The sequence below is a fragment of the Burkholderia sp. NFPP32 genome (assembly GCF_900119325.1).
Classification (GTDB): Bacteria; Pseudomonadota; Gammaproteobacteria; order Burkholderiales; family Burkholderiaceae; genus Burkholderia; species Burkholderia pyrrocinia_C.
Window position 1 is genome coordinate 20315 of the sequence record NZ_FPJP01000019.1, and the last position, 26409, is coordinate 46723.

General features: G+C 62.7%; 19 protein-coding genes and 1 pseudogene. 17 read left to right on the forward strand and 3 right to left on the reverse strand.

Translation table 11 applies throughout. The annotated features are described in order from the left end of the window. The first annotated feature begins 20 nt into the window (after nt 1-20). From BT264_RS27985 to BT264_RS28015, 6 genes and pseudogenes are all read left to right on the forward strand, one after another. A complete protein-coding gene (locus BT264_RS27985) occupies nt 21-4667 on the forward strand; it encodes an RHS repeat-associated core domain-containing protein (protein ID WP_083534223.1) in 4647 nt (1548 codons plus the stop codon). After that, the gene (locus tag BT264_RS27995) at nt 4664-5098 is read left to right on the forward strand and encodes an SMI1/KNR4 family protein (protein WP_143155772.1); all 435 of its coding nucleotides are present in this window, start codon (nt 4664-4666) and stop codon (nt 5096-5098) included. Before BT264_RS27985 ends, BT264_RS27995 begins: the two co-directional genes overlap by 4 nt. A 476-nt stretch (nt 5099-5574) precedes the next feature. Next, nucleotides 5575-5710: pseudogene (locus BT264_RS40575) on the forward strand (RHS repeat-associated core domain-containing protein); the annotation flags it as partial. 558 nt (nt 5711-6268) lie between these two features. After that, nucleotides 6269-6640, forward strand: a complete 372-nt coding sequence (locus BT264_RS28005; RefSeq protein ID WP_072442939.1) for a hypothetical protein — start codon at nt 6269-6271, stop codon at nt 6638-6640. Between the two features lie 168 nt (nt 6641-6808). Further along, nucleotides 6809-7393 (forward strand): hypothetical protein, encoded by a 585-nt coding sequence (locus BT264_RS28010; RefSeq protein ID WP_143155773.1) that lies wholly within the window; start codon nt 6809-6811, stop codon nt 7391-7393. Between the two features lie 383 nt (nt 7394-7776). Next, complete coding sequence (locus BT264_RS28015) at nt 7777-8100, forward strand: DUF7716 domain-containing protein (RefSeq protein WP_072442946.1); 324 nt, start codon at nt 7777-7779, stop codon at nt 8098-8100. 84 nt (nt 8101-8184) lie between these two features. Here BT264_RS28015 and icmH read toward each other — a convergent pair whose 3' ends face one another. The 3 genes from icmH to tssJ form a co-directional block, all read right to left on the reverse strand. Beyond that, nucleotides 8185-8967 carry a type IVB secretion system protein IcmH/DotU gene (gene icmH / locus BT264_RS28020; RefSeq protein ID WP_072442947.1) on the reverse strand — a complete coding sequence of 261 codons (783 nt, stop codon included), beginning with the start codon at nt 8965-8967 and terminating at the stop codon, nt 8185-8187. Continuing rightward, nucleotides 8964-10310, reverse strand: a complete 1347-nt coding sequence (gene tssK / locus BT264_RS28025; protein ID WP_034183674.1) for a type VI secretion system baseplate subunit TssK — start codon at nt 10308-10310, stop codon at nt 8964-8966. The genes icmH and tssK overlap by 4 nt, the downstream gene beginning before the upstream one ends. A gap of 102 nt (nt 10311-10412) precedes the next feature. Further along, the gene (gene tssJ / locus BT264_RS28030; RefSeq protein ID WP_072442950.1) at nt 10413-11024 is read right to left on the reverse strand and encodes a type VI secretion system lipoprotein TssJ; all 612 of its coding nucleotides are present in this window, start codon (nt 11022-11024) and stop codon (nt 10413-10415) included. A gap of 374 nt (nt 11025-11398) precedes the next feature. Here tssJ and BT264_RS28035 point away from each other — a divergent pair, with 374 nt between their 5' ends. The 11 genes from BT264_RS28035 (at nt 11399) to BT264_RS28085 (ending at nt 26392) form a co-directional block, all read left to right on the forward strand. After that, nucleotides 11399-12046: a tetratricopeptide repeat protein gene (locus BT264_RS28035; protein WP_072442952.1), complete on the forward strand. Its 648-nt coding sequence runs from the start codon at nt 11399-11401 to the stop codon at nt 12044-12046. A 47-nt stretch (nt 12047-12093) separates the two neighbouring features. After that, nucleotides 12094-12609, forward strand: coding sequence for a type VI secretion system contractile sheath small subunit (tssB, locus tag BT264_RS28040; RefSeq protein WP_006484395.1), 516 nt, complete (start codon nt 12094-12096; stop codon nt 12607-12609). Nucleotides 12610-12624: 15 nt separating this feature from the next. Then, on the forward strand, nt 12625-14115 hold the full coding sequence (gene tssC, locus BT264_RS28045) for a type VI secretion system contractile sheath large subunit (protein ID WP_072442954.1): 1491 nt from the start codon (nt 12625-12627) through the stop codon (nt 14113-14115). A gap of 70 nt (nt 14116-14185) precedes the next feature. Further along, on the forward strand, nt 14186-14689 hold the full coding sequence (locus tag BT264_RS28050; RefSeq protein ID WP_006477093.1) for an Hcp family type VI secretion system effector: 504 nt from the start codon (nt 14186-14188) through the stop codon (nt 14687-14689). Nucleotides 14690-14751: 62 nt separating this feature from the next. Continuing rightward, a complete protein-coding gene (gene tssE, locus BT264_RS28055; protein WP_072442955.1) occupies nt 14752-15237 on the forward strand; it encodes a type VI secretion system baseplate subunit TssE in 486 nt (161 codons plus the stop codon). Between the two features lie 76 nt (nt 15238-15313). Continuing rightward, nucleotides 15314-17149 (forward strand): type VI secretion system baseplate subunit TssF, encoded by a 1836-nt coding sequence (tssF, locus tag BT264_RS28060; protein WP_072442956.1) that lies wholly within the window; start codon nt 15314-15316, stop codon nt 17147-17149. Next, complete coding sequence (tssG, locus tag BT264_RS28065; protein ID WP_072442958.1) at nt 17113-18213, forward strand: type VI secretion system baseplate subunit TssG; 1101 nt, start codon at nt 17113-17115, stop codon at nt 18211-18213. Before tssF ends, tssG begins: the two co-directional genes overlap by 37 nt. A gap of 44 nt (nt 18214-18257) precedes the next feature. Further along, complete coding sequence (gene tssH, locus BT264_RS28070) at nt 18258-20927, forward strand: type VI secretion system ATPase TssH (protein ID WP_072442960.1); 2670 nt, start codon at nt 18258-18260, stop codon at nt 20925-20927. 56 nt (nt 20928-20983) lie between these two features. Next, a complete protein-coding gene (gene tssA, locus BT264_RS28075) occupies nt 20984-22105 on the forward strand; it encodes a type VI secretion system protein TssA (RefSeq protein WP_072442964.1) in 1122 nt (373 codons plus the stop codon). A 113-nt stretch (nt 22106-22218) separates the two neighbouring features. Beyond that, the gene (locus BT264_RS28080; RefSeq protein ID WP_072442966.1) at nt 22219-24897 is read left to right on the forward strand and encodes a type VI secretion system Vgr family protein; all 2679 of its coding nucleotides are present in this window, start codon (nt 22219-22221) and stop codon (nt 24895-24897) included. Nucleotide 24898: 1 nt separating this feature from the next. Continuing rightward, nucleotides 24899-26392: a hypothetical protein gene (locus tag BT264_RS28085; protein WP_072442968.1), complete on the forward strand. Its 1494-nt coding sequence runs from the start codon at nt 24899-24901 to the stop codon at nt 26390-26392. The last annotated feature ends 17 nt before the right edge of the window (nt 26393-26409 follow it).

Consider the following 26409-nt stretch of genomic DNA (forward strand, 5'->3'; position numbering starts at 1 on the left):
CGATTCGAACGAAAAACGACATGGCACAACAACTACCACCGGGCGCCGAGAAGGAACAGGCCGTTACCTGGCTTAGTGATGTTTCCCCGAAAGACGTCGCCGCGGTCGGCAACCGCTTCGATGCGTGGTTGCGGCGGATCAGCGGCGACCACATCACGTTCGAGGATGTGAAGACGTTTGCCGGCGCGGTGCCGATCGTCGGCAACATCATGGCGATGGTCGATGCGCTCGGCGATATCGCCGAAATCATCGAGAAGCGCGGCGGTCAGGTGCTCGACTACATGAGCCTCGCGATCAACCTGCTCGGCATCATTCCGATTCCGCCGACGCTCGCGCCGTTCCGGATGTCGGCGCGCCCGCTGCTTGCGCTCGTTCGCCATGAACTGATGGCGACGCGCAACAATCTCGGCGCGGCGATCATCTCCGTGCTGGTTACGCACATCAACGCGACCTGCGCGACCGAGATCGAGGATTTTCTCAACAAGCTGAAAGCTGGCCTCGTCGACCTGCTGGACGGATGCGCGTCGAAAGCCGAGGAGATCATGCTCGCGCTGGCGACCGGCATGGACAAGGCGCTGCACGGCCAGCTGTTCGATGCCAGCGCCAACCTGAAACGCCAGCAAGCGCTCGCGGACAAGATGGCCGACAACCGGCCGTGGTACAGCCCGAGTCGGGTCGGTGACGGCATCCAGTTCGCGTACGAGGGCACCAAGGCGCTCGGCAAGAAGGCCGTCAACAAGACCGCGGGCACCGTCGCGTCGTTGACGCCCGATGCCTGGCTCGAGCCGTTTCGCGGCACGGTGACATTCCTTCGGACCGAGGCACCGAAGATCGCGACATCGATCCGTTCGCTCGCCGGCAGCGAAGAAGGCAAGATGATGTGGCTGGTGTTGCAGCTTATCGAGGCGGTCGGGCGCGTCAAGGCACGCGCGAAGCTTCATGAGCAGAGCGCCGATGTGAAGGCCAGCGGAAAGAGTCAGGCGAAGAAGACGCGCGAGCAGGAAGGGCTGGAGAAAACCAACGGGCAGGCGCCGGCCGAAGGGCCGGGGAAGAGCGCGTGCAAGGCATGCGGGCTCGGGTCGTCGCCGGCATCGATCGATTTCGCGTTCGGTGACGAGACGTTCTCGCATGTGGATTTCGACCTGCCGGGGGCGCTGCCGCTCGTTTGGGAGCGTACCTATCGTTCCCGACTGTCTGCGTATGACGACGGCGAACTCGGTGCGCGATGGATCACGCCCTATACGACGCGTATCGACATCAGGAATGGTCAGTGGATCTATCGCGATGCGGAGGGGCGCAGCATCGACTATCCCGCGCTCTCGGCGGGGGCTGTGCACGACGATCTGTCGGAGAACCTGACGCTGGCGCGACTCGACGATACGTGGGTGACGATCGCATACGGCCATGCCGTGCTGCATGTGTACGAGCGTCGCGGCGACGCATTCCGGCTCGCGATGCAGAAAGATCGGGCCGGAAACACGATCACGCTGGACTACGATGCACTTGATCGCCTTGCGCGCCTGATCGACGCGAGCGGCAATGTGCTTGCGTTCGAGCACGACCGGCATGGGCGGATCGTGCAGATCGAGCACGTGTTGAAGGGCGGCGAGCGCCGCCTGCTGGCGAGCTACGAATACGATGCGAACGGCGATCTCGTGCGCGCGGTCGATCGTCACGGCAACGCGCGGACCTATCAGTATCACCGTCACCTTGTGACGCGCTATACCGATCGCACCGGTCGCGGAATGACGCTCGAATGGGAAGGCGCGGACGCCGACGACAATGCGGACGCGAAGTGCGTCCGCGAATATGCGGATGACGGCAGCCTCGACATCCGGCTCGCATGGAATCCGAACATCCGTCTGACTTACGTGACCGACGCGCTGGGTCAGATGACGCGGTACTACTTCAACATTCACGGCTATGTGTACCGGATCGTGTATCCGGACGGCAATCAGGAGTGGTTCCGGCGCGATGCGCATCACAATCTGGTGCTGCATATCCGTCAGGACGGCAGCATCGAACGCCGGGAATACGATGCGCGCGGTAACCTCGTTCGGCATGAGCGAGCGGACGGCAGCATTGTCGAGATGGCGTACGACGACAAGGATCAGATGGTGCGGCTCGTCGATCCGAACGGGCATGTGTGGCAGCGCAAATACGACGACGCGGGCAACCTCGTCGAGGAAATCGATCCGCTCGAGCATTCGACGAAGTACGAATACAACGACAACGGGTTGCCGACGCAGATTACCGATGCGAAGGACGGCTCGAAGACGCTCGAATACAACGACGCCGGGCAGATCGCAAGCTACACGGACTGCTCCGGGAAAAAGACGGAGTGGCGCTACGACGATACGGGCCGCGTGATCGAGACAAAAGATGCGGCGGGCGGCGTGGTTGCGTATCGGTACGGCCCGAACGGGCAGCTGACCGAAGTTCGCTCGCCTGCGGGTGTCGAGCAGGTGCAATACGATGCCGAAGGCCGCTTGTTGCGGCATACCGATCAACTCGATCGCTCGACGCGATACGGCTACGACGCGGCGGGTCGCATCGCGAGCCGCGCGGACGCGCTGGGCCAGACGATCGCGTATCGCTACGATCGCCTCGGCAGGCTGACTGCGCTGACCGATGCCAACTTTGCGACGTACCAGTTCCATTACGATCCGGCCGGGCGGCTGATCGAGGAAGTCGGCTTCGACGGCAAGTCGACGCGCTATCAGTACGATCCGGACAGCGGCAGCCTTGTTTCGGTCGATGAGGCCGGTTGCGTGACGTCGATCGACGTCGATGCGAGCGGCCGGCTGCTGAAGCGCGTCGCGGGGGAGAGCGCGGAGCGATTTGCGTACGACCCGAGCGGCCGGTTGATTGACGCGGTGAATCGGTACAGCCGCGTGCAGTTCTTCTTCGATCCGGTCGGCAATCTCGTGCGAGAACATCACGCATACGATCTGTTCGGCGAGCGACGCAGCTATGTGTGGCATCACGAATACGACGAACTCCGTAACCGGCGACGGACGGTGCGGCCGGACGGGCATGCGGTCGACTGGTTGATGTATGGCTCGGGGCATGTGCACGGGATGTTGCTCGATGGCGAGGAGCGTGTGCAGTTCGAGCGCGATGACCTTCATCGCGAGACGGTACGCGTGCTGTCGAGCAAGCTCGGGCAGCGCACGCACTACGATCCGGCCGGACGCGTGCTGCAGCAGACGATCCAGCGATCGACGTCTCCGGCGCCGCTTGCCGAGCGGCGGTATCGCTATGACGCGGCGGGGCAGTTGTCGCGAATCGAGGACAGCCGCAAGGGCGGGACCGACTATCGGTATGACCCGGTCGGGCGGTTGATCGAGGCGGTTAGTCCCATCGCGAAGGAGCGGTTTGCATTCGATCCGGCGAGCAACATCATCGATCCGGTGCGGACCACGGAGATGCCAGCATCTCGTCCTAGCCCGGTGCGGCCGGAAAGCACGTTGCCGGTTGAGGTGCCGAAGGTGCTGGGCAACCTGCTGAAGGCGTATGCGGGGACGCACTTCGAGTACGACGCACGCGGGAATCTGGTGCGCAAGCGTACGCCGGCGGGAGAGCAGGAATACGAGTGGGACGCGTTCAATCGGTTGCTGTCGGCACGGGTTGCGGAGACGTCGCGGCAGAGCCAGGCGCGGTATTTCTATGACGCGTTCGGTCGCCGGATTGCGAAGGAGGTGAACGGCGAGCGGACGGTGTTCGGGTGGGATGGCGATACGCTGGCGTATGAGAGCGATAGCGAGCGTGGTACGCACTATCTCTACGAGCCGGGGAAGTTCGTGCCGCTGGCGCAGTATGTGGCGGAACCGGTAGAGGGAATCGAGACGCCGGAGTGGAAGAGTACCGATCGCTATGTGCCGGAGGAAGATCCGCTGCAGAAGATGCCGGAGCGGCGGGGTGGCGCTGCGCTCTTCTACTACCACTGTGACCAGATCGGCACGCCTCAACTGCTGACTGATGACGACGGTGACGTGGTGTGGGAAGCGTCGTACAAGGCGTGGGGTGAAGCGCGGGAGGTGATCGCTCGGGCGTCGAAGGCGGCGGGGATCGTAGCGAAGAATTCGTTGCGGTTTCAGGGACAGCGGGTTGATGATGAGACGGGGCTGCACTATAACAGGCATCGGTACTATGATCCGGGCACCGGGCGCTTCATCAGCAGGGACCCGATCGGGCTACACGGCGGGATCAACGTCTATCAGTACGCGCCGAATCCGACCGAATGGGTTGATCCGCTGGGCCTGAGTCGATTCAAAAAGACGACTTGGGGGCCGTGTAAAAAGGGAACGGATCTTTCCTATACCGTATTCCAGCAGGACATTGATTGGGATATGGAGCATCGCGGGAAAACGAATTTGCAACGCGCGATGGAGGGTGGTGCGCCATTCATGATGAAGGATGGCGTGCCGCAACAGATTCAATTGCACCATTCGCGGCAGCAATCCGTTGGCCCTCTATTCGAGGTGACCACTAGCACTCATAGAGCGGCGAGTGGCGCAGGTCGAGAGGCGTTGCATCCGTTCGGGAACCAAAAGAATCCTGACTTCCCCGTTGATCGCGGTGCGTTTGATGTTGATCGAAGCCAATATTGGAAAGATCGTGGGGCTGCTGCCAGTGCAGCTAAAAACGGAGGATGTAGTTTATGATTCCATCGACAGTAGAGCATTACCTAGCCACGGCTAGCGGTGATGTGGCTCGCACCGATTCGAAGTCGGCAGAGAAAGTACTCCTTAACTTTGGGGTTTCTCCGACTTCGGAGTTTGGTGAGTTTTATCTACGGTATCAGGGGAGCTTTATAAGCCGTCGGTCCGTCGCTGAGCTTCTGGATATAGAGGGGCCCGCGATTCCTGCGATACCAGATCAAACGGAGTATGTCCGTGATCGCTATCATGTCCCTGAGCAATATCTTGCGCTGACGTCGGATGAGAGCGAGGGTATGTACCTGTATAACAAGACTGACCAAGCAGTTTATGACCTCGACATTGCAGTGCTGGATGATTTCCTGCAAGGAAAAGTGCCGGCTCGCTGGGCGACCTTTAATGATTTTTTAATTTGGTATTTCGAGGCAACACCTTAAGACGAATGGCCGCATTTGCGGCCATTCGTTGTTTAAGCGGCGGTGATGATGAGTGCGCCGTGTTCGACCGTGATGCAACCGCGCTACCCGAACAGGAATCCGGTATGTCCGGTCATCCAGGTTGGCCGGATAAAACCCGGTGGTAGCCTATCCGGCAGTGGACTGGAGTTTGCGTTAACGCAGAAATTTCTCTACTGCCGGATAGGCTTGCGCCGGTTTGCTGGCCCACAGTGGTGTATTAACGCGCAGTGAAGCGAACCCGGCCGAGCGCCGGGTTTGTCGTTTCTGGAGCGCTGACCGATGTTCATCTGGCCTTCATTCAATGCGCCAGTGAGGTCTGGTGCGAAGTGTCAGGGATTGCAAGGAATCGCGTCCTGGCGAAAAAATGCGGACGTGCCGGGGTAGGGTGACGCGAAGGCTTGCGGGACAAGGGATTACGGCCGGTGTGAGGGCGGAATGCGTCCAGGAGGTTTGTTTATAACCGGCATCGGTACTATGATCCGGGCACCGGGCGCTTCATCAGCAGGGACCCAATTGGCCTTGAAGGCGGCATCAACGTCTATCAGTACGCGCCCAATCCGGTTGGATGGGTTGACCCCCTTGGCTTGGCGCGCTGTCCATGCGACTGTGAGAAGGTTCTCGCAAATATGCGAGAAAACGGCCGCGCGTATGGATCAGAGTCAGAAACACCTGCGGACGGTCATCACATCATCCAGCACGCTTGATCGATCCGCTAGGGCTCGCGAAATGTCCCTGCGCAGACAATCGCGAGAAGATTCTAGCCGACGAAGGAGTAGTAACCGGGAGGCACGGGAACCTGGGAAAGATCGGCGGCCAGCAAGACTCCCATCGCATTTACCAAGATGCAGCCGTGAATGGTCTGCCGAACTATGATTACAACGACGCCCCAGCGATCAGTTTGCAGGGACGAAACGCTGACGGTACCACTCGCGGAGCGCCGCACTACCGCGCGAACCAGACTCAGGACAACGCGTCTCTTGCCGGCACCTTAGGAAGCGAGACTGTAGTAGCCTTCAACTCACTGAAGGCTGCCGGGCTAAGCCCCAAAGCGGCTAAGTGCGCTGTCTTACGCGCACTAGGCTATTTCTCCAGCATTGGTGCAAATGCCGGTTCTGGGACGAGCACACCATCGAAACGAATGAGGCTGAAATGCCCCCGTCATTGAATGATCAGGCTTATAAAGTGATTTCCGAATTCCTTGGCGCACTCAACTCGATGGACAAGCATCTACTGGAGTCGACGTTCGGGGTCACCGAACCGATTCTCGATGAGATATGCGAATCGCTCGACGATTATTTTGGAAGAAAACCTAGTATCAGCTTAGCGCCGATTGAAGTGGCTTTTTCGGGCAAGAAAGGATCGAGACCATACATTGATCTCTTCGAGATGGACGACGGTCAATCCTGGGGCGCGGAATGCATCCTTTGGGTGGATGGGAAGGCGCAGGAGCCCATTTTGCACGTCGAACTGAGCGGTAAGAGTGATGACCTGAACCTAAAGTACAAGTACATCGGTTCGTAGGTGGAGCAGTAGCTGACCGCGGACGATGGCGATGTGGTGTCGGAGGCGATGACAGCCCACGCAAAGAAGACCGAAGACGTTCTACGACTCGATGCTCACGCGTGATGAAGTGTGCGCAATTGGGATATCGAACTGGAAGATTGGAGTTTTGGACTGGTGGAGTCGCCTATGCGAATAGTTATTGTGCCTTTAATCCTCCTCGCACTTTCGACAGTTTCATATGCTGACGATTTCCGGCCTAGAGCTGCCGCCTCCCCTGATCTGACGCGTCCAAAGCTCTTCAAAGCCAACGGCCTGACCTTCCAGCTCCCTGCGGACTGGAAGGTCACGGCAAACGATCGACTCCGGGACACCGATGGCCGGGGCGTCAGTATCGAAGCCGACAAGTCCGCATTCGAAGTACTGAATCTGGACGTTGTTGTTCAGGTGCTGCGAACCAAGGCCGCACCTTCTTTCGAAAGTACTGCGCAATATCTTTACGAGAGTCAGGTGGACGACAAGCCCACTCAGTACACGAAAGCGGACTTTGTGCCGATCATGCTGGGCGACAAGTATCCGGCGTTGGCTTCGCGCTATACGCACAAGATCTTCAACGACGATGAGCTTTATGCGCATCGTCTCGATCTCGTCACCAGTAAGGTCTGCGGCAAAGGCTGGACCTGCGTTGTCTTCTCGTCGGGATTGGCTGCTAACGAGAGCGTTGCGAAGCAAGGTATGGCCAAGATCTATGAAACGATTCGCTATCAACCTTGATATAGCGCGATCGATTCGCACGCGTCGTGACAGTTTTCGTGGCCGTTCAGCTCTCACGATAAAGCAGCTGAGCGGCTGCGTCTGTATCAGTGCGCTATCCGCATATCGTGACGACGCGGGGCATCGTCAACATGTCCTGCCCGGTCGTGCGTTGGACCTGTCAACGTTCGGAACGTCGAGTGTCGAATTTCGCGGTTCATTGGCATAATCACGGCCTTTGACGATACGGCATCCGCTGGATGCCACGGTTTCGCGTTCCAGGTGCCGCAGGGCGATAGGACACATCCGACGCCCGCAGGGATTCGTTGACGGCACGTGGGTGAAGCGTTCCCGTGCAGCGTGATTCGAATCGGCAGCCGCTTTTATCCGATGCTCCGAACATAATGCCTACCTCGACCGATACGGCGACTGCAGTCAGCCTGAAACAAGTCCTCGAAACCCCCGGCGATTTCTCCGGATGGCTCTACCTGCCGCCGATGCCGTGGACGCCCGACACCGAGGGCGCCTTCTCCGAAGACACGAACGATACCGACGAGGGCGCGCTCCCCGTCATCGCAACCCAACCCGGCTGGCAGATCACATTGGGCAGCTCAACGATCGAGGACATCGTGATCAACGCGCATGACCAGATCGACGAACCTACGCTTGCGCAGTTGTTCGATGCGTTCGTGTTCTATGTCGAAAACGACGCATTCATTCTTTTCTGACGACACGCAACGAGCGCGCCGAAACAAAAAAGGACCGCTCGGCGGTCCTTTTCCTCATGAGGCGACGCTCTCGCGAAGCACCCCTCAAGGCAACGAAATCGTCAAATTAGCCGACTCCGGGCCTACCTTGATCACCTGCGAATAAGGCGCCAGCGCCTGCAGCGTCTTGTCCTTCAGATACGTATTGAGCCCAAGGAACCCCAGCAACGCCACCAGCGCAAACACCGCCCCGATCGCCCAAACCGGCACCTCGCGCTTCAACCGGTGCGCGATCTGATCCGGCAACGGCCAATGCGGCGCGAACTGCGCCCGCTTGCCCTTCATGTGCGCGATCTCATCCCCCAGCCGCGCCGTCAGATAAGCGAGCTTCTCCGGCCCCTCGAGCAGATACTTCCCCTGGAACCCGAGCAGCAGGCACATATGAAACACTTCGAGCGACTGCAGCCGCGCCGCACCTTGCGCACGACATTCCTCGAGATACTGAAAGAACTTCTCGCCCGCCAACTGCTCGCCGAACAGCACGAGCTGCAGCGGCCGGCGCTCCCAGTCCGTGCGAATCTTGTACTGCGACGACAGCACCATCTCGTCGATGGCCGCACAGAACGCGAACTTCGCGGCGTACACATCCTCGGCGGCGATATTCAGCTTCTTCGCGCCGCGCTCGAAATCCGACAGGAATTCCTGGATCCGCGTACTGAACTCGCTCGCGCTGTCCGGCTCGCGGCCGTTCTTGAGCAGGAACAGCATGAAGAAGCCGTCGTACAGCAGGTCGAGCAGCGAACGGGCCTGGAACGCGGAGTCCGTCGACGCCGGGGTATGCATGGGTGCCGGCGCGTTGTCGCCGAACAGGGAAGGCGCGTAGCTCATGATGTGACCGCGATCAGTTCGAACTTCAGGTCATTGATGCCAGTCGGCGCGTAGATCATTGCGGACTGGGCCTGCAGCATGCGCTCGTACAGCGCGCCGCGCGAATCGAGCGAGAAGTAGCACGCGCCTGGCCGCACCGGAATCGCGGGCGGCACCTGCGGCGTGTACGACAGCCGCACGCCGGGCATCGCCGACAGCACGAGCTTGTCGACGTCGTCGGGTGCGCCGACCTTGAAGCGGGCCGGCACGGCATCGACGAGCTCGACGCTCGGCATGTCCGCGGACACCGCCAGGTAGAACTCGGTCTTGTCGTCGATCTTGCCCGAATCGAGGCGGCCGAGGTGGAACGACGGACGCACCTCGTCGAGCGTGATCGCGAAGTAGCGCGTCGAGATCACGGTGTCGAGCAGCTCGCGCAGCATCAGGTCCAGACGCGCAAAACTCGGCCCCGGATCGTCGTGGCGGTACACGGGCAGATCGGCGAGCGTATAGCCCTTCGAGAACGTCATCAGCTGGCCCGCGAGGCGCAGCAGTTCCTGGAACAGCCGCTCCGGATGCAGCGCCGCGTGCTGGTGCAGGTGCGCGAGCGTCGCGAACGCGGCGTTCGCGGTATGCAGCAGCCAGAACGACGCGATGTCGCCCGAGCGGAATTCGATGATGTTCTTCGACGGCTCGCGGTGGAAGCCGTACAACGCGTTCACCTTCGCCTGCAGCGCGTCGACCAGCTGGCGCAGCCGCTGGTGCAGGATCGGCGACGCGTCGATCGCGAGGCACGGCGGCACGAAGCTGTCGTCGATCTCGAAACCGGACGTCGCGGTGCGGCGCACGCGCACGAGCGGCACGGACAGCAACTGATCGCGCGGTTCGCTGTGCGCGATCAGCTTGACCTGCGTCTTCAGGAACGTGATGTCGGCTTCGGCCGCGTCGGTGAAGTTGTCGGCGACGCTCGTCTGCTCGCTGACGAAGCGCGTCATGAAGCCGGCGGCCGGATCGTCGCTGTAGTTGGTGCCGTTTTCGCGCAGCGGGTGCAGCGCGAGATAGAACACGAATTCGTTGATGCCGTCGGGCAGCGTGTCCAGCGCGATCGGCGGCGGCAGGTCGTCGGCCTGCGGCGCGGCATACAGCGCGCCGTCCGGGAACACGAGCGCGAGATCGGCAACCCGCAGCACGTTGCTGCCGAGTGCGTCGCGGTCGATGCGCACGGAGCGCACGCCCCAGTTGTACGGCTGGATCGCCTGGATGGACTCGAACAGGCGCGCCTCGTGGTACGCGTCCTGTCGCTGAAAGTGTTGAGGCCGGAGGAACAGCCCTTCCCCCCACAGCACCTTGGCCGAATAACTCATGTCAAATCCGGTTAATGTGGCGTTGCGATGTAATCGATTTGTTCGTGCCCGAATTAAATCGCCAATTGTTAACTCTTGTTAATTGACATTCGTGCGTCATGCTTAACCGCAGGAGACCGAAGACAGCATATTCAGCGGTTGTGAAGGCGCACCCTGTTGCGGTGCGATGACGGTGCCGTCGGTGACCGTCATCGCGCAATTATGCAGGCCGATGATTATGCCGGATTTCTCCGACTTCGCCGGATCGAACGTCAGTTTCCATCGTTGCAGTGCGGGATCGCGGAACAGCGCGACGATGCCGAATGCCTGCGCTTCGCGCGAGACTTTCTCGGTCGCCGTATAGCGCTGGCCCGGAATCAGCGTGATTTCACGCACATTCAGCAGGTCGGCGCCGAGCGCGGCCTTTTCCTTGGTCGGATCGGTGAACGCGTCGAACGGCGCCTGCTGGAACGACGTCGGATCCTTCAGCGCGTAGAGCCGCACGACGAGCGCGAGCGGCTTGTGGTCGGTCGCGGCATTCAGGTTCGGCGCGGCAGCCAGCGTGATCCCGAGATTGCGCGGCGGCTTCTGTGCGTCCGGCAGCTCGGGCTTGCCGATGCCGGCGGCCGACATCACGGCGCTCGCGGCCGAGCCGAGCAGCGGGGCGGCCGCGCATCCGGCCAGAAGGGCGCAGGCAACCAGCGGCAGCGCGTAGCGAATCATGGACGATCTCATCGTGTTTCCGGCGTGCCGCCTTTATCCCTGTCAAAACTGCCGGGTATTTCCGCGTTCGCCGCGTATCCCCGACATTGCATCGCTCAATTATTAAGCACGCCTGCGTCGCGGCAAGCGCTCGGAAATTTTTTCCGCCACCCGGGCGGCGCGTCGTGCGGCCAGTAAAACTTGCGCGTCCCGGCCGAAGGAAAAACCGCCGCGAGCCCGCAGCGAGAGGTCATTCGAGGGGGTAGCGCCCGGTTTTAAAAGGAATTACTCTTCACACGACGATTGAATTATGAAAAATTGATCGGTACTATACCCGCGCGCTTCTTGCAAAGCAAAAGAACCAGATTCTCAACGATTTTAAAACTCACGCGCCGGTGGATATAACGATGAAAGACCGTCTCTTCGCAAAACTGTCTGGGGTAGTGCTGGCTTGCGGCGTGATCGCCGGCTGTGCGAGCCAGTCGACCACGCCGCCGAGCGCCGAGGTTTTCAACAAGTCGCTGGCCGATGCGGACGCCGTTGCGAAGTCGGGTGATCAGGACAAGGCTCTCGGCCTGTATCAGCAGCTCGCGAAGTCGGATCCGACGCGCGAGGAGCCGTGGTCGCGCATCGCGCAGATCCAGTTCGCACAGAACCACTACGGCCAGGCGATCGTCGCCGCCCAGGAAGCGCTGCAGCGCGACGCGACCGACCGGCAGGCGAAGAGCGTGCTGGCCGTCGCCGGCCTGCGGATCGCGACGCAGTCGCTCGGCGAATTGCGCCAGGATGCGTCGCTCGCGGGCGACGCGAAGTCGGACGCGCAGACGCTCGCGAAGCAACTGCGCGACACGCTGGGCGAATCGGCGCTGTTCCCGCCGGAGCAGAAATCGCAAACGAAGAAGATCCGCCGCCCGATTCACCGCCCGAAGGTGGCAGCCGGCGCGGCGGCACCAGCGGACAGCGGCGCCACGACGCCGCCTCCGCCCCCGCCGACGTCGAGCGGCAGCGCGCCGCAGAAAGGCGGCGCCGACCCGTTCAGCGCGCTGCGCAACTGACGCGAAAGCAACTGACGCGAAAACCACAACTAACCTGGGAGCCGTCGATGGCCAAGAAAGAAAGCATTCAGAAAAGCTTGCAGAAAATACGGCCGCCGCGCGTCCAGCTGACCTATGAGGTCGAGAAGGGCGACGCGATCGAGGTGAAGGAGCTGCCGTTCGTCGTCGGGGTCGTCGGCGATCTGGCGGGCCAGTCCGAAATCGAGCAGCCGAAGCTGCGCGACCGCAAGTTCGTCAATATCGACCGCGACAACTTCGACGACGTGATGAAGGCGATCGAGCCGCGTGCCGCGTTCCAGGTGGAAAACCGCCTGAGCCCGGAAGGCGGCAAGTTCGCGGTCGACCTGAAGTTCCGCTCGCTGTCGGATTTCAGCCCGGACGAAGTCGTCGAACAGGTCGAGCCGCTGCGCCGCCTGCTCGAGGCGCGCTCGAAGCTCGCCGACCTGCGCAACAAGCTTGCCGGCAACGACAAGCTCGAGGATCTGCTGTCCGAGGTGCTGAAGAACACGCAGCAGCTGCAGGAGCTCGCGAAGGGCACCGGCGGCGACAAAGACGGCGAATGACGACGGAGTGTTGAGATGAACCAGCAAACGGCTGCGGCCCAAACCAGCGGCGCGGAATACGCCGCCGGGACCTCGTTGCTCGACGACATCGTCGAGAAGAGCAAGGTCGCGAAATCCGATTCCGAACATGCGCGTGCGAAGGACCTGATCGGCGAACTCGTGCACCAGGTGCTCGACGGCACGGTGATCGTGTCGGACAACCTGTCGGCCACGATCGACGCGCGCGTCGCGGAACTCGACCGCCTGATTTCCACGCAGCTTTCCGCGGTGATGCACGCGCCGGAATTCCAGCGCCTCGAAAGCACGTGGCGCGGGATGGATTACCTGGTCAAGGAAAGCAATACGGGCCAGACGATCAAGATCAAGGCGCTGCACGCACCGAAGCGCGACCTCGTGCGCGACTTCAAGGGCGCGAGCGAGTTCGACCAGAGCGCGCTGTTCAAGAAGGTCTACGAAGAAGAATTCGGCACGTTCGGCGGCTCGCCGTTCGGTGCGCTGATCGGCGATTACGAGATCTCGCGCCAGCCGGAAGACATGTACTTCATCGAGCAGATGTCGCACGTCGCGGCGGCCGCGCACGCGCCGTTCATCGCGTCGGCATCGCCCGAGCTGCTCGGCCTCGAGTCGTTCTCCGACCTCGGCAAGCCGCGCGATCTCGGCAAGGTGTTCGATACCGTCGAATACGCGAAGTGGAAGTCGTTCCGCGACGCCGAGGATTCGCGCTACGTCGGCCTGACGCTGCCGCGCTTCCTCGGCCGCCTGCCGTTCAATCCGAAGGACGGCCAGACCGCGGAGAACTTCAACTTCGTCGAGGACGTCGACGGCACCGATCACGACAAGTACCTGTGGTGCAACGCCGCGTGGGCGTTCGCTGCGCGCCTGACGGCCGCGTTCGACGACTTCGGCTGGTGCGCGGCGATCCGCGGCGTCGAAGGCGGCGGCCTCGTCGAGGACCTGCCGACCCACACGTTCAAGACCGACGACGGCGAAGTCGCGCTGAAGTGCCCGACCGAGATCGCGATCACCGATCGCCGCGAGAAGGAGCTGAGCGACCTCGGCTTCATCCCGCTCGTCCATTGCAAGAATTCAGATTACGCCGCGTTCTTCGCTGCGCAGTCGGTGCAGAAGCCGAAGAAATACAGCACCGACAGCGCGAATGCGAACGCCGTCCTGTCCGCCCAGCTTCAGTACATCTTCTCGGTATCGCGCGTCGCGCACTACCTGAAGGCGATGATGCGGGACAAGATCGGCAGCTTCGCATCGGCGCAGAACGTGGAGACTTTCCTCAACCGGTGGATTTCGCAGTACGTCCTGCTCGACGACAATGCCTCGCAGGAACAGAAAGCGCAATTCCCGCTGCGCGAGGCATCCATACAAGTGTCGGAGATTCCGGGCAAGCCGGGCTCGTATCGTTCGGTCGCATTCCTGCGCCCGCACTTTCAGCTCGACGAACTCTCGATTTCTCTGCGACTTGTCGCTGATCTGCCCAAACCGGCAAATTCATAAGCGAGTAAATCGCCCGGGCGGGCCGCCTGGGTAGGACGTTAAAACCACCTCTTTGGGGAGTCGAAGGGCCATGTTACATATGCACTTGCAGTTTGGTAGTCCGGCGGTGAAGGGCGAATCCGCGGACAAAGACCATCAGGGCTGGATCGAACTGAAATCGTGGGATCACTCGATCGTTCAGCCGCGTTCGGCAACCGCATCGACCGCTGGCGGTCACACGATGACGCGTTGCGAGCACGGCGACATGATTTTCACGAAGGAAATCGATTCGTCGAGCCCGCTGCTGTACCAGCACGCCTCGGGCGGCACCACGTTCGACGAGGTGACGGTCCATTTCTCGCGCGCAGACGGTGAAGGCAAGCGCGTGCAGTATCTGGAAGTCAAGCTCAAGTACGTGATCATCTCGAGCATCGCCCCGAGCGTTCGCGAAGAAGGTCTGCCGCTCGAGACGTTCTCGCTGAAGTACGCGGCCGTGCAGTGGAAGCAAACCCAGCAGAAGATCGGCGGCAACCAGGGCGGTAACACGCAGGGCGCCTGGAGTCTGACGAAGAACGACAAGACCTACGCGGTCTAAGGTCGGTTGCGGCAACGGGGCGCACGGCGTCCCGTTGCCGTTTTCGTAGTTCATACCGGCCGATGAAACGATTCGAACCCAGTTTTCTCGACAAGCTGTTCGACGACGAACCGCACCTGCCGGCCTCGGCAGCGATGCGGCAATTGTCGCTGGACGAGCTCAAGACCACGGTCGCCCGCGACGTCGAGGCGATCCTCAACACCCGTATCGCGCACACCGAGAACGAGCTGGCCGAGCTGCCGGAATGCCAGAAATCGGTGCTGACCTACGGGCTGAACGATTTCGCGGGGCTGAGCCTCGCGAGTCACTACGACCGCGCGTTCATCTGCAAGTCGATCCAGCAGGCCATCGCGCGCCATGAGCCGCGCCTGCAGCAGGTACAGGTGACGTTCGAGCTGAACGAGCAGGCGACCAACGCGCTCTACTTCGCGATCCAGGCGCTGCTCGTCGTGCACCCGGCCGAGGAGCCGGTGAATTTCGACGCGATGCTGCAGCCGTCGACGCTGCAGTATTCGGTCACGCGCGCACGCGCCGCGAGAATGCAGTAAATCAAGCCGCCGAGCGGGCCGGACCGCCCGGTGGTCGATCAGGTCCGGCAGGAAATATTGAGGTTCGGGGTCGTCGATGGAAGAATTGCTGCCGTATTACGAGCGCGAATTATCGTTTTTGCGGCGCTATTCGCGAGATTTCGCCGAACGCTATCCGAAGATCGCGGCGCGGCTCGCGTTGTCCGGCGAGCATTGCGAGGATCCGCACGTCGAGCGGATGATCGAGTCGTTCGCGCTGCTCGGCGCGCGCATCAACAAGAAGCTCGACGACGACTACCCCGAATTCACCGAAGCGCTGCTGGAAGTGCTGTATCCGCACTACCTGCGGCCGTTCCCGTCGTGCTCGATCGCGCAGTTCACGCCGGCTTCGCCCGGCCAGCAGACCGAACCGGTCGTGATCGACCGCGGCACCGAGCTGAAGAGCCGCCCGATCCGCGGCGTGCAGTGCCGGTTCCGCACCGCCTACGACGTGACGCTCGCGCCGGTCCGCATCTCGGAAGCGCGCTACACGCCGGTCGCGCTCGCGCCGAGCGCGACGGTGCTGCCGTCCAACGCGACGGGCGTGATCTCGATCACGTTCGAGTCGCTCGCCGCGCAGCTCGATCTCGGCGCGCTGAAGGTGCCGACGCTGCGCGCGCATCTGCACGGCGAGCAGTCGTTCGTCGCCGCGCTGACCGACTGCCTGTTCGTCAACGTGCTCGGCGCGTATGTCGAGCCCGAACGCAACGGCCGCTGGACCGCGCTGCGCAAGCTGCCGATCGAGCAGGCCGGCTTCGACGAGGACGGCGCGCTGATCGATTACCCGGCGAAATCGCATCCCGCGTATCGCCTGCTCACCGAATACTTCGCGTTCCCCGACAAGTTCGATTTCGTCGATTTCGACCTCGCGGCGATCGCGCGCGCGTCGGGCCGCTGCCAGCGCGCGACGCTGCATCTGGTGCTGCAGGACGTGCGCAGCGATTCGCACGTCGCGCGGCTGCTCGAGCTGCTGACGGCAAGCCACTTCCGGTTGTTCTGCACGCCGATCGTCAACCTGTTCCGCCAGCACGGCGAGCCGATCCGCATCACGCACCGCGCGGTGTCCTACCCGGTGATCGCCGAGGCGCGCCGCGCGTTCGCGTACGAGGTGTACTCGATCGACTCGGTGAAACTCGTCAGACAGCAGGCGCATGAAGAATCGGTGATCGAGTTCCGGCCGTTCTATTCGCTGCATCACGGCGAAGCGGCGCGGATCGGTCACTACTGGTTCGCGCGCCGCAACGACTGGGTCGCGCAGAAGAGCCCCGGCTACGAAACCGAGATCTCGATCGTCGACATCGACTTCGAGCCGACGTCGCCGCAGACCGACACGCTGAGCCTCGACCTCACCTGCACGAACCGCGACCTGCCGGCAATGCTCGCGTTCGGGCTCGAAGGCGGCGACCTGTTCCAGGAAGGCGGCGCGCAGACCAGCGGCATCTCGATGCTGCGCCGTCCGACGCAGAGCGTGCGCTTCGAGCGCGGCCGCGCCGCGCACTGGCGGCTCGTGTCGCACCTCGCGCTCAATCACGTGTCGCTGGTCGCGCACGGCCTCGCGCCGCTGAAGGAAATGCTGACGCTGTACGACCTGCGGCGCACCGCCGTGTCGATGCGCCAGATCGACGGCCTCGCCGGCATCGAGCAGCGCGGCGCGGTGCAGTGGCTGCCCGGCAAGCCGTTCGCGACCTTCGTGCGCGGCATCGAGATCCGCCTGACGATCGACGAGGAGCACTTCGTCGGCGCGAGCCTCGCGTCGTTCGTGCGCGTGCTCGACAGCTTCTTCGGGCTTTACGTCCACCTCAACAGTTTCGTTCAACTAGTCGTCGTGTCGAAGCGCACCGGCGAGGAGATCATCCGATGCAAGCCCCGGACCGGCGAATCGATCCTGGCGTAGTCGACGCGCTGCTCGACGAGCCGCACCGCTTCGAATTCTTCCAGGCGGTGCGCGTGCTCGAAGGGCTGTTCGCGCGGCAGGCGTCGGATGCCCCCGGCGCATGGCGGCAGGGCGATGTGGTCGCGCAACGCATCGAATTTCGCAACACGCTGTCGCTCGGCTTTCCGCCGAGCGAGATCGAGGGCGCGCGCTCGTTTGACGACGACGGCACGCTGCTCGATTCGGGCGAGCAGCGCGGCGCCGCGCTCGCGGCCGGCGAGCTCGGCCACGTCGAGCTGACGCCCGCGTTCTTCGGGCTGCTCGGCGGGCAGGGCGCGCTGCCGCTGCACTACACCGAGCAGATCGTCGCGCGCGAGCACCTGAAGCGCGACCACGCGGCGCGCGCGTTCTTCGACGTGTTTTCGAACCGCGCGACCGCGCTGTTCTATGCGGCGTGGAAGAAATACCGGCTGCCGTTCCATTACGAGCTCGACCGCGACGAGCGCTACCTGCCGCTGCTGCTCGCGATCGCGGGCGTGCCGAGCGACGAGGTGCGCGACAGCCTCGCGGCCGGCGCCGGCGGCGTGCTCGACGAAGCCGTTGCCGGCTACGCGCTGGCCGCGCGGCACCGGCCGATGTCGGCCGCGTACCTGCAGCGCACGCTGTCCGACTATTTCCGCGTGCCGGTGAAGATCGACCAGTTCGTCGGCAAGTGGTACGACGTGCCGCCCGACCAGTTGAGCGTGCTCGGCGAAGTCAACGCGGTGCTCGGCGCGACGGCGCTCGTCGGCGAACGCGTGTGGCAGCGCGACATGCGCGCGCGGATCGTCGTCGGCCCGCTGTCCAAGCGCGACTACGAGGCGTTCCTGCCCGGCGGCCCGCAGGCCGTCGCGCTCGAACGGATGCTGACGCTGCTCGCCGGCGTCACGCTCGAATACGAGGTGAAGCTGGTGCTCAAGCGCACCGAGGTCGGCGCAAGCGTGCTCGGCGCGGGCTCGCGGCTCGGCTGGGACGCATTCCTCTGCACGCGCGACGCGATCGACGACCGCTCGGACGCCCGCTACGAACTGCACGTGATTCACTGATTCCTAACGACAACAAACACGCAATCGAACCTGAGATCGACGCCATGAGCACGCCTCTGAAGACCCTGATCACGAAACTGAACCCGCTGTGCCGGCACGCGGCCGAGCGTGCGGCGAGCGCGTGCCTGGCGCGCGGCCACTACGAGGTCGATCTGGAGCACCTGTTCCTCGCGTTGCTCGAGGAGCCGGCCGGCGACCTGCCGCTCGCGCTGCGCGCGAGCCGCGTCGATCCGCATGCGCTGCGCGCGGACCTCGAGCGCGAGCTGACGCGCCTGAAGACCGGCAACACGCGTACGCCGGTGTTTTCGGTGCACCTGATCGCGCTGTTCGAACAGGCGTGGCTGATCGCATCGCTCGATTCGCAGCTCGGCCGCATCCGTTCGGGACACCTGCTGCTCGCGCTGCTGACCGCACCGGATCTCGCGCAGTTCGCGCAGCGGATGTCGTCGCAGTTCGCGGAAGTGAACGTGACGGACCTGAAGCACAAGTTCGACGAGATCGTGGCAGGGTCGAGCGAAGCCGAGCCGCGCCAGGCCGATACCGACGACGGCGGCGTGGCGCCGGCCGCCGACGGTGCCGCGCCCGCGGCCGGCCCGTCGAAGACGCCCGCGCTCGACACGTACACGACCAACCTCACGCAACGCGCGCGCGACGGCAAGATCGATCCGGTGATCGGCCGCGAAGCCGAGATCCGCCAGGCGATCGACATCCTGATGCGCCGCCGCCAGAACAACCCGATCATGACCGGCGAGGCCGGCGTCGGCAAAACGGCGGTCGTCGAGGGCCTCGCGCTGCGGATCGCGGCCGACGACGTGCCGCCGCCGCTCTCCGGCGTCGCGCTGCACGTGCTCGACATGGGGCTGCTGCAGGCCGGCGCGAGCGTGAAGGGCGAGTTCGAGAACCGGCTGAAGAGCGTGATCGACGAAGTGAAGAAGAGCGCGCATCCGATCATCCTGTTCATCGACGAGGCGCACACGATCATCGGCGCGGGCGGCCAGGCCGGCCAGAACGACGCGGCGAACCTGCTGAAGCCGGCGCTTGCGCGCGGCGAGCTGCGCACGATCGCCGCGACGACGTGGAGCGAATACAAGAAGTACTTCGAGAAGGACGCGGCGCTCGCGCGGCGCTTCCAGGTCGTGAAGGTCGAGGAGCCGGGCGAGCCGCTCGCGGCCGCGATGCTGCGCGGCATGTCGGGCCTGATGGAGAAGCACTTCAACGTGCGGATTCTCGACGATGCGATCACCGAGGCCGTGCGCCTGTCGCACCGCTACATCAGCGGCCGCCAGCTTCCCGACAAGGCGATCAGCGTGCTCGACACCGCGTGCGCGAAGGTCGCGCTCGCACACAGCGCGACGCCGGCCGCGATCGACGACACGAAGAAGCGGATCGAGCGGATCGACGCGGAAATCGCGTCGCTGGAACGCGAGGCAGCAGGCGGCGCGCCGCACGACGAGCGTCTCGCCGAGCTGCGCAGCGCGCGCGACACGGCGCTGGAGCAACTCGCGAAGGACGAGGCGCGCTACGAGGCCGAGCGCGCGATCGTCGCCGAGATCACCGAATTGCGCGAAACGCTCGACAAGGCGCGCGGCCCGTCCGAGGACGGCCAGCCGGTCGACGTGCAGGCGACGCGCGACAAGCTTGCCGAACGCGTCGCGGCGCTGCACGCGCTGCAGGGCGGCGAGCCGATGGTGCCGCTGCAGGTCGACGGCCACGTCGTCGCCGAGATCGTCGCCGCGTGGACGGGCATTCCGCTCGGCCGGATGGTGAAGGACGAGATCGACACCGTGCTGAACCTGCAGCCGCTGCTGACCGCGCGCGTGATCGGCCAGGACCACGCGCTCGACGCGATCGCGCAGCGCGTGCGCACCGCGACCGCGAACCTCGAGGATCCGAACAAGCCGCGCGGCGTGTTCATGTTCGTCGGGCCGTCGGGCGTCGGCAAGACCGAGACGGCACTCGCGCTGGCCGACATCCTGTACGGCGGCGAGCGCAAGATGGTCACGATCAACATGAGCGAATACCAGGAAGCGCACAGCGTGTCGGGCCTGAAGGGCTCGCCGCCCGGCTATGTCGGTTACGGCGAAGGCGGCGTGCTGACCGAGGCCGTGCGCCGCAACCCGTATTCCGTCGTGCTGCTCGACGAGGTCGAGAAGGCGCACCCCGACGTGCTCGAGATGTTCTTCCAGGTGTTCGACAAGGGCACGATGGACGACGCGGAAGGGCGCGAGATCGACTTCCGCAACACGCTGATCATCCTGACGTCGAACGTCGGTTCGTCCGCGGTGATGGCGGCGTGCCTGAACAAGCCGGCCGAGGAGCTGCCCGATCCGGACGCGCTCGCCGAGACGCTGCGCCCGCAGCTATACAAGACCTTCAAGCCCGCGTTCCTCGGCCGGATGAAGGTCGTGCCGTACTATCCGATTTCCGACGACGTGCTGGCCGAGATCATCGAGCTGAAGCTCGAGCGGATCCGCCGCCGGATCGACGCGAACCACAAGGCCGCGTTCGAATGGGACGAGTCGCTCGTCGATGCGGTGCTCGCGCGCTGCACCGAGGTCGATTCGGGCGCCCGCAATGTCGACCATATCCTGAACGGCACGCTGCTGCCGGAGATCGCGGGCCACGTGCTTGGCCGGATCGCCGACGGCGAGGCCATCGCGCGCATCGCGGTGCGTGCGGACGAGGCCGGCGAATTCGCCTATACGGTCGAATGAGCGGTCGAATGAGCCCGCGCGCGCGACATCTGATGCATCAACGGATTCACTGAACCATGCCGATCAATCTCCCCGAGCTGCTGACGCCGATCAGCGACGCGTCGCCCAGCGGCGACGACCTGCTGTTTTCGAACGAATTCGACGCGATCCAGGACGCGCGGCGCTACGACGATCCGACGCTCGACCAGGGCGAATGGGTGACCGAGATCAAGGAGGCCGACTGGGGCTTCGTCGTCGACCATGCGGGCGAGCTGCTGCGCGCGCGCACGAAGGACCTGCGGCTCGCCGTATGGCTGACCGAGGCGCTCGCGCTCGAGGACGGCATCACCGGCCTCACCGAAGGCTATGCGCTGCTCGAGGGCCTGTGCCGCGAGTTCTGGGACAGCGTGCACCCGCTGCCCGAAGGCGACGACACCGAGTACCGGCTCGGCAACGTCGCGTGGCTGGCCGGCCGCACGGCCGAGCTGCTGCGCGCGGTGCCGCTGACGGACGGCGCGTCGAACGCGTTCAGCACGCTCGACTGGGAAGTGGCACAGCACGTCGCGCAGTCCATCAAGCGCGACCCCGAACACGCGGACGACATCGCGCGCGGCAAGCCGTCGATCGACCAGATCGATGCGTCGCGGCGCGTGACGCCGATCGCGTTCTACACGGCGCTGCTGGCGAACCTGAAGGCGTTCGAATTCGCGCTCGATGCGTTCGAGGAGCGGCTCGTCGAGCGCGCGGGCGATTCGGCGCCGAGCTTCCGGCAGGCGCGCGACGCGTTCGAGACCGTGTACCGGCTCGCCGAGCGCTTCGCGCGCGAGCAGGGCTATACGGGCAGCGCGCCGCACACGCAAGCGGCGCAGCAGGCGCAGCCCGAGCGCATCGAGCCGGTGTTCGGCAATTCGATCCAGACCGAGGAGACCCACGTGCAGTCGCAGACCGCTCCGCGTCCTCCGGTGACGCAGATGATCGCCGGCATCCAGAACCGTGCGCAGGCCGTCGACCAGTTGCGTGCGGTGGCGCGTTATTTCCGCCAGACCGAGCCGCACAGCCCGGTCGCGTATCTCGCCGACAAGGCGGCCGAATGGGCAGACATGCCGCTGCACAAGTGGCTCGAGAGCGTCGTGAAGGACGACGGCTCGTTGTCGCATATTCGCGAACTGCTGGGCGTGCGGCCGGACGAGCAGTCGTAATGACCGTGTCGGGCCAAGGTTACTCGGGGGTGTCCGAGGTGCCGTGAGAGAAAGGCTGTTTCCTGAGAGCGCAGGCCCACGCGGGATCGCGGTAACAACAAGATGGATGACGCATGAACGTGACCGAACTCGCACAGGCGATTCGCGGTGGCCTGATTCAGCAGGATCGTCTGTTGAAGACGGACATTCCGTCGTTGCCGAACAATGCACTCGTGCCGCGTCGGGCCGTGACCCATTCCGAACTGGGGCGCGATTTCAGCGTCACGCTCGATCTCGTTTCCACCGCGAGCGACATCGAGCTCAAGACGCTGATCGCGAAGCCGATGACGCTGTGGATCCAGCAGGCGAACCAGTCGTACCTCCCGATCAACGGCTATATCCATACGGCGCGCAGGCTCGGCGCGGACGGCAGCCTGTCGAGCTACCAGCTGACTTTCTCGTCATGGATGCACTTCCTCAAGTTCCGCAGCGACATGCGGTACTGGCAGGACCAGAGCGTCGACACGATCCTTGGCGACGTGTTCGATACGCATCCGCAGGCCAAGGGGCGGTATCAGTTCGCGCTGTCGAAGCCGCTGCCGTCGCGGTCCTACTGTCGACAGAGCGAAACCGACTGGAACTTCGTGCATCGCCTGATGGAAGACGAAGGGCTGTTCGGTTTCTGGCGGCATGGCGAGGACGGCAGCGCGCACACGCTCGTCATTACCGACGACCTGCACGCGGCCGACGAACTGTCGCCGAATCTTGTCAGGTTCGACCGCTCGGGAACGGGTAGCGAAACCGCCGGTTTCACGCAATGGGCCGCGTCGCGGACCTTGCAGAGTTCGCTGCACACCACACGCACGTTCGATTACAAGTCGCCGTCCTCGGCGGCCAATCCGAACGGCACGACGTTGCCGACGAAGGCCGGCCAGGGCGATCTGCCGAACCAGACGGAAATCTACGAGTACACCGGCGCGTATACGTATGCGGGCCAGGACCGGGGCGAACATCTGTCGAAGATCCGCCTGGAGGAATGGGAGTCGCGCGCGAAGCGCTTCTTCGGCGTGGGCGGCGTGCGCGGGATCGACGCCGGGCGGCGCTTCACGCTGGCGGATCACCCCGAGCACGACCGCGATGCGGCGCAAGACAGGGAATTCGCGGCATTGAAGGTGTCGCGGTACATCGAGAACAACCTGCCGATCTCGGACCACGAAGCGAATTTTCCGCACAGCCTGCAGGATCGGCTGGCACGGGTGAAAGTCGGCCACGGTGAGGCGGGCGCATTCGAAGTCGGGCATGACGACGGTTCGGCCGGGTTCTATCTCGTCGAAGTCGAAGCGCAGCGCGCGGCCGTGCCGTATCGCAGCCCGTTCGAGCACCGGAAACCCGCGATGCAGCTCGAAACGGCCGTCGTCGTCGGGCCGAAAGGCGAGGAGGTGTACACGGACGAACTGAACCGGATCAAGGTCATGTTCGTCTGGGATCAGCAGAGCGCCGGTCGCGAAAACGCGTCGTGCTGGATGCGCGTCGTGCAGTCGGATACCGGCGGCGGTTATGGTGGCGTTCATATTCCGCGGATCGGCGAGGAAGTGATGATCGGCTACATCGGCGGGGATTGCGACCGGCCGATCGTGATGCATCGCGTCTACAACGGTGCCGCCAAGCCGCAGTGGCATAGCGACGGGATCCTGTCGGGGTTCCGGTCGAAGGAGTATGCGGGATCGGGTCACAACGAGATGGTGCTCGACGATGCGACCGGGCAGAACCGTGCGCGCCTGTTCAGCAGCAGCGCGAATTCGCTGCTGCATCTCGGCTATCTGATCGAACAGAGCGGCAACACGCGCGGCGCGTATCTCGGTTCGGGTTTCGATCTGCGCACGGATGCTTACGGTGCGGTGCGTGCGGCACAAGGGCTGTATGTCACGACGCACCCTAAGCAGGCGAACAGCCAGCCGCTCGATGTGAGCGAAGCGCAGCAGCAGCTCGCCAATGCCGACGGGCTGCTCGAGTCGATGTCGCAGGTCAGTGAAATGCATCAGGCCGAAAGCCTCGGTACCGGGCACGATGCGCTGAAGCAATTCACCGACGCGACGAAGAACAGTGTGGCGGGTGCGTCGTCGGGCGGTAGGACCGCCGGCGGCGGGACGGGGAGTGCGAATGCGTTCAAGGAACCGGTGATGCTGTTCGCGAGCCCCGCGGGGATCGGGATGGCGTCGCAGCAGAGCACGCACCTGGCTGCGGACCGGCACGTCAATCTTGTCAGCGGTCAAAGCACGCATCTCGCAAGCGGCAAGTCGCTGGTGGCGAGCGTCAAGGAGAAGCTCAGCCTGTTTGTGCAGAACGCGGGCATGAAGCTTTTTGCCGGCAAAGGCCCGGTCGAGATCCAGGCGCAGAACGACAACGTCGAGATGACCGCGCAGAAGGCTGTCAAGGTGGTGTCGGCGACTGCATCGATCGAAGGTGTCGCGAAGCAGGAAATCCTGCTGACGTCGGGCGGCGCGTACGTCCGGATCAAGGACGGCAATATCGAGATCCACGCGCCGGGGAAGATCGACGTAAAGGGCGGGCAGCACGCGTTCAGCGGGCCGACGAGCATGCACAAGACGTTCAAGACGGAAGGCCGCAAGGCGGACATGCGGATTCGCTATGTCGACGCCGACGGGAACGTGCCGCACGGGGAGCCGATCAGGTTCGCGACCGAGGACGGGACCGAGCATAGCGTTGCGCTCGATACGGAAGGCCGGGCGGAGTTGAAGAACATCGATTTTGACGAGTTCGTGGCCAGCCAGGTCAAACGGACGGGAGAGTGAAATGGGTAGGCCTCTTGTTCAACATAACGTTTGTATCGATCTGCCGGGAGAACCGGTCAACTGCAGAGCCGAGACGGAACTGACGGTGCTGTTGCGCAAGCATCGGGACGTTGTATTCGACATCAAGCTTCACGCCGGCGCGACCTATACCGTCACCACGACACACCCCGATAAACCCAACGGGCGCTTTTATGACACGAAGCGGAAGGTGAATGTCGGCAAGACAACCTTCAAGGATGGGGAGCCGTGCCACATCTGGATCGGCCGTACTTTCGAGGGTAGTCTGATTCTCAAGCAGGGCGAAAAGGTGCTTGGGCACTATCCGATTGCCAAGATGGACTGTACAAAGGGTTGTACGGACGATCCGAAGGATAAGCCGGCGCCGGTTCTGATTACACTCCACAACGACAAAGAGTGGGCGAAGGATTTAATCCGGATTTCGGAAGTTGGAGTGCTAGGCAGTACTCCTCCGTCGCCGTCTCTAATGTCGGCTCTGGATCGGGCTCGTCAGGCACAATCCAAAGGTGATTCGTCTAGCCAGCTGAGCGATAGCCCGTTCCACTCAAAAAGGTCGACAGCGGGAGTTGCCAATATTTATTCTAATGAGGCATTAAATTTCTCCAGGGATGGCCGGGAAATAAACTACTCCGTTCACATGTTTAGTGTGAGGCGGAATGTTGGGCTGGAGGAGCCTAATTGGGTGCTTAAGTTTTTTAAAGAAGGTGACAAACCTTACGAGTTTAAGCCCAATCCTCATGATGTTATATCGAGAAACTGGCTGCTTATGCAGGCTGGAAATATCGGCATGTACATCAAGGATGCTTGGTATGGCAATGAACCCTGGGCGAGGGATTTTTTTAAAAGATCGTTTTATCTGATTAAGCGTGGTGGCGAGACGGTGCTCGCGTTCTCCACCGTCCCGGAGGACTGGAAGACTCTGGGATTTCTATTGGTCGGCTATCAACGAGAGGTGCAGGCTGGCACCAAGCTGGCGACGATAGCCGGAGGGGCAGGGTCACTGTCATCTGCCGGGGCAGCGGCATGGAACGCGGCCAAGGGATCCTTTGCCGGAAACTCACTGATTGCATTTTTTATCGGCGCCGGGATAGACACATTTGTCTGGTTTTCGGATCCGGCTCAGGATTTTCGTGATTTAATCGCAATATTGCTGGTGGATGCTTTCAAGGCGGCGGTGGTTGGCGCGGCAATAAGTCTTGTTAACGCGGCGGTGGTGACTGCGGCCGCGGCGACAGGGGTGACGGTCGGTGCTTTGGCGATAGGTGGCTTTGTTTTGATTGTGGGCGTTGGGCTGCTTGTTGATTATTTGTTTGATGCTAGCGGGAAAAAGTTCGTAAAACTTCTGTTTCACAATCCAAAATATATAGCGAATGAAATGGAGGCTATGATACAGAAGGCGGGAAAAGTACTTGAAGAGAAATTACCTAAGGATTATGGTGATTATTATTCTGGGTCAAAGTGGATTATGGTCCCGTAAAGACATACTTTAATGTG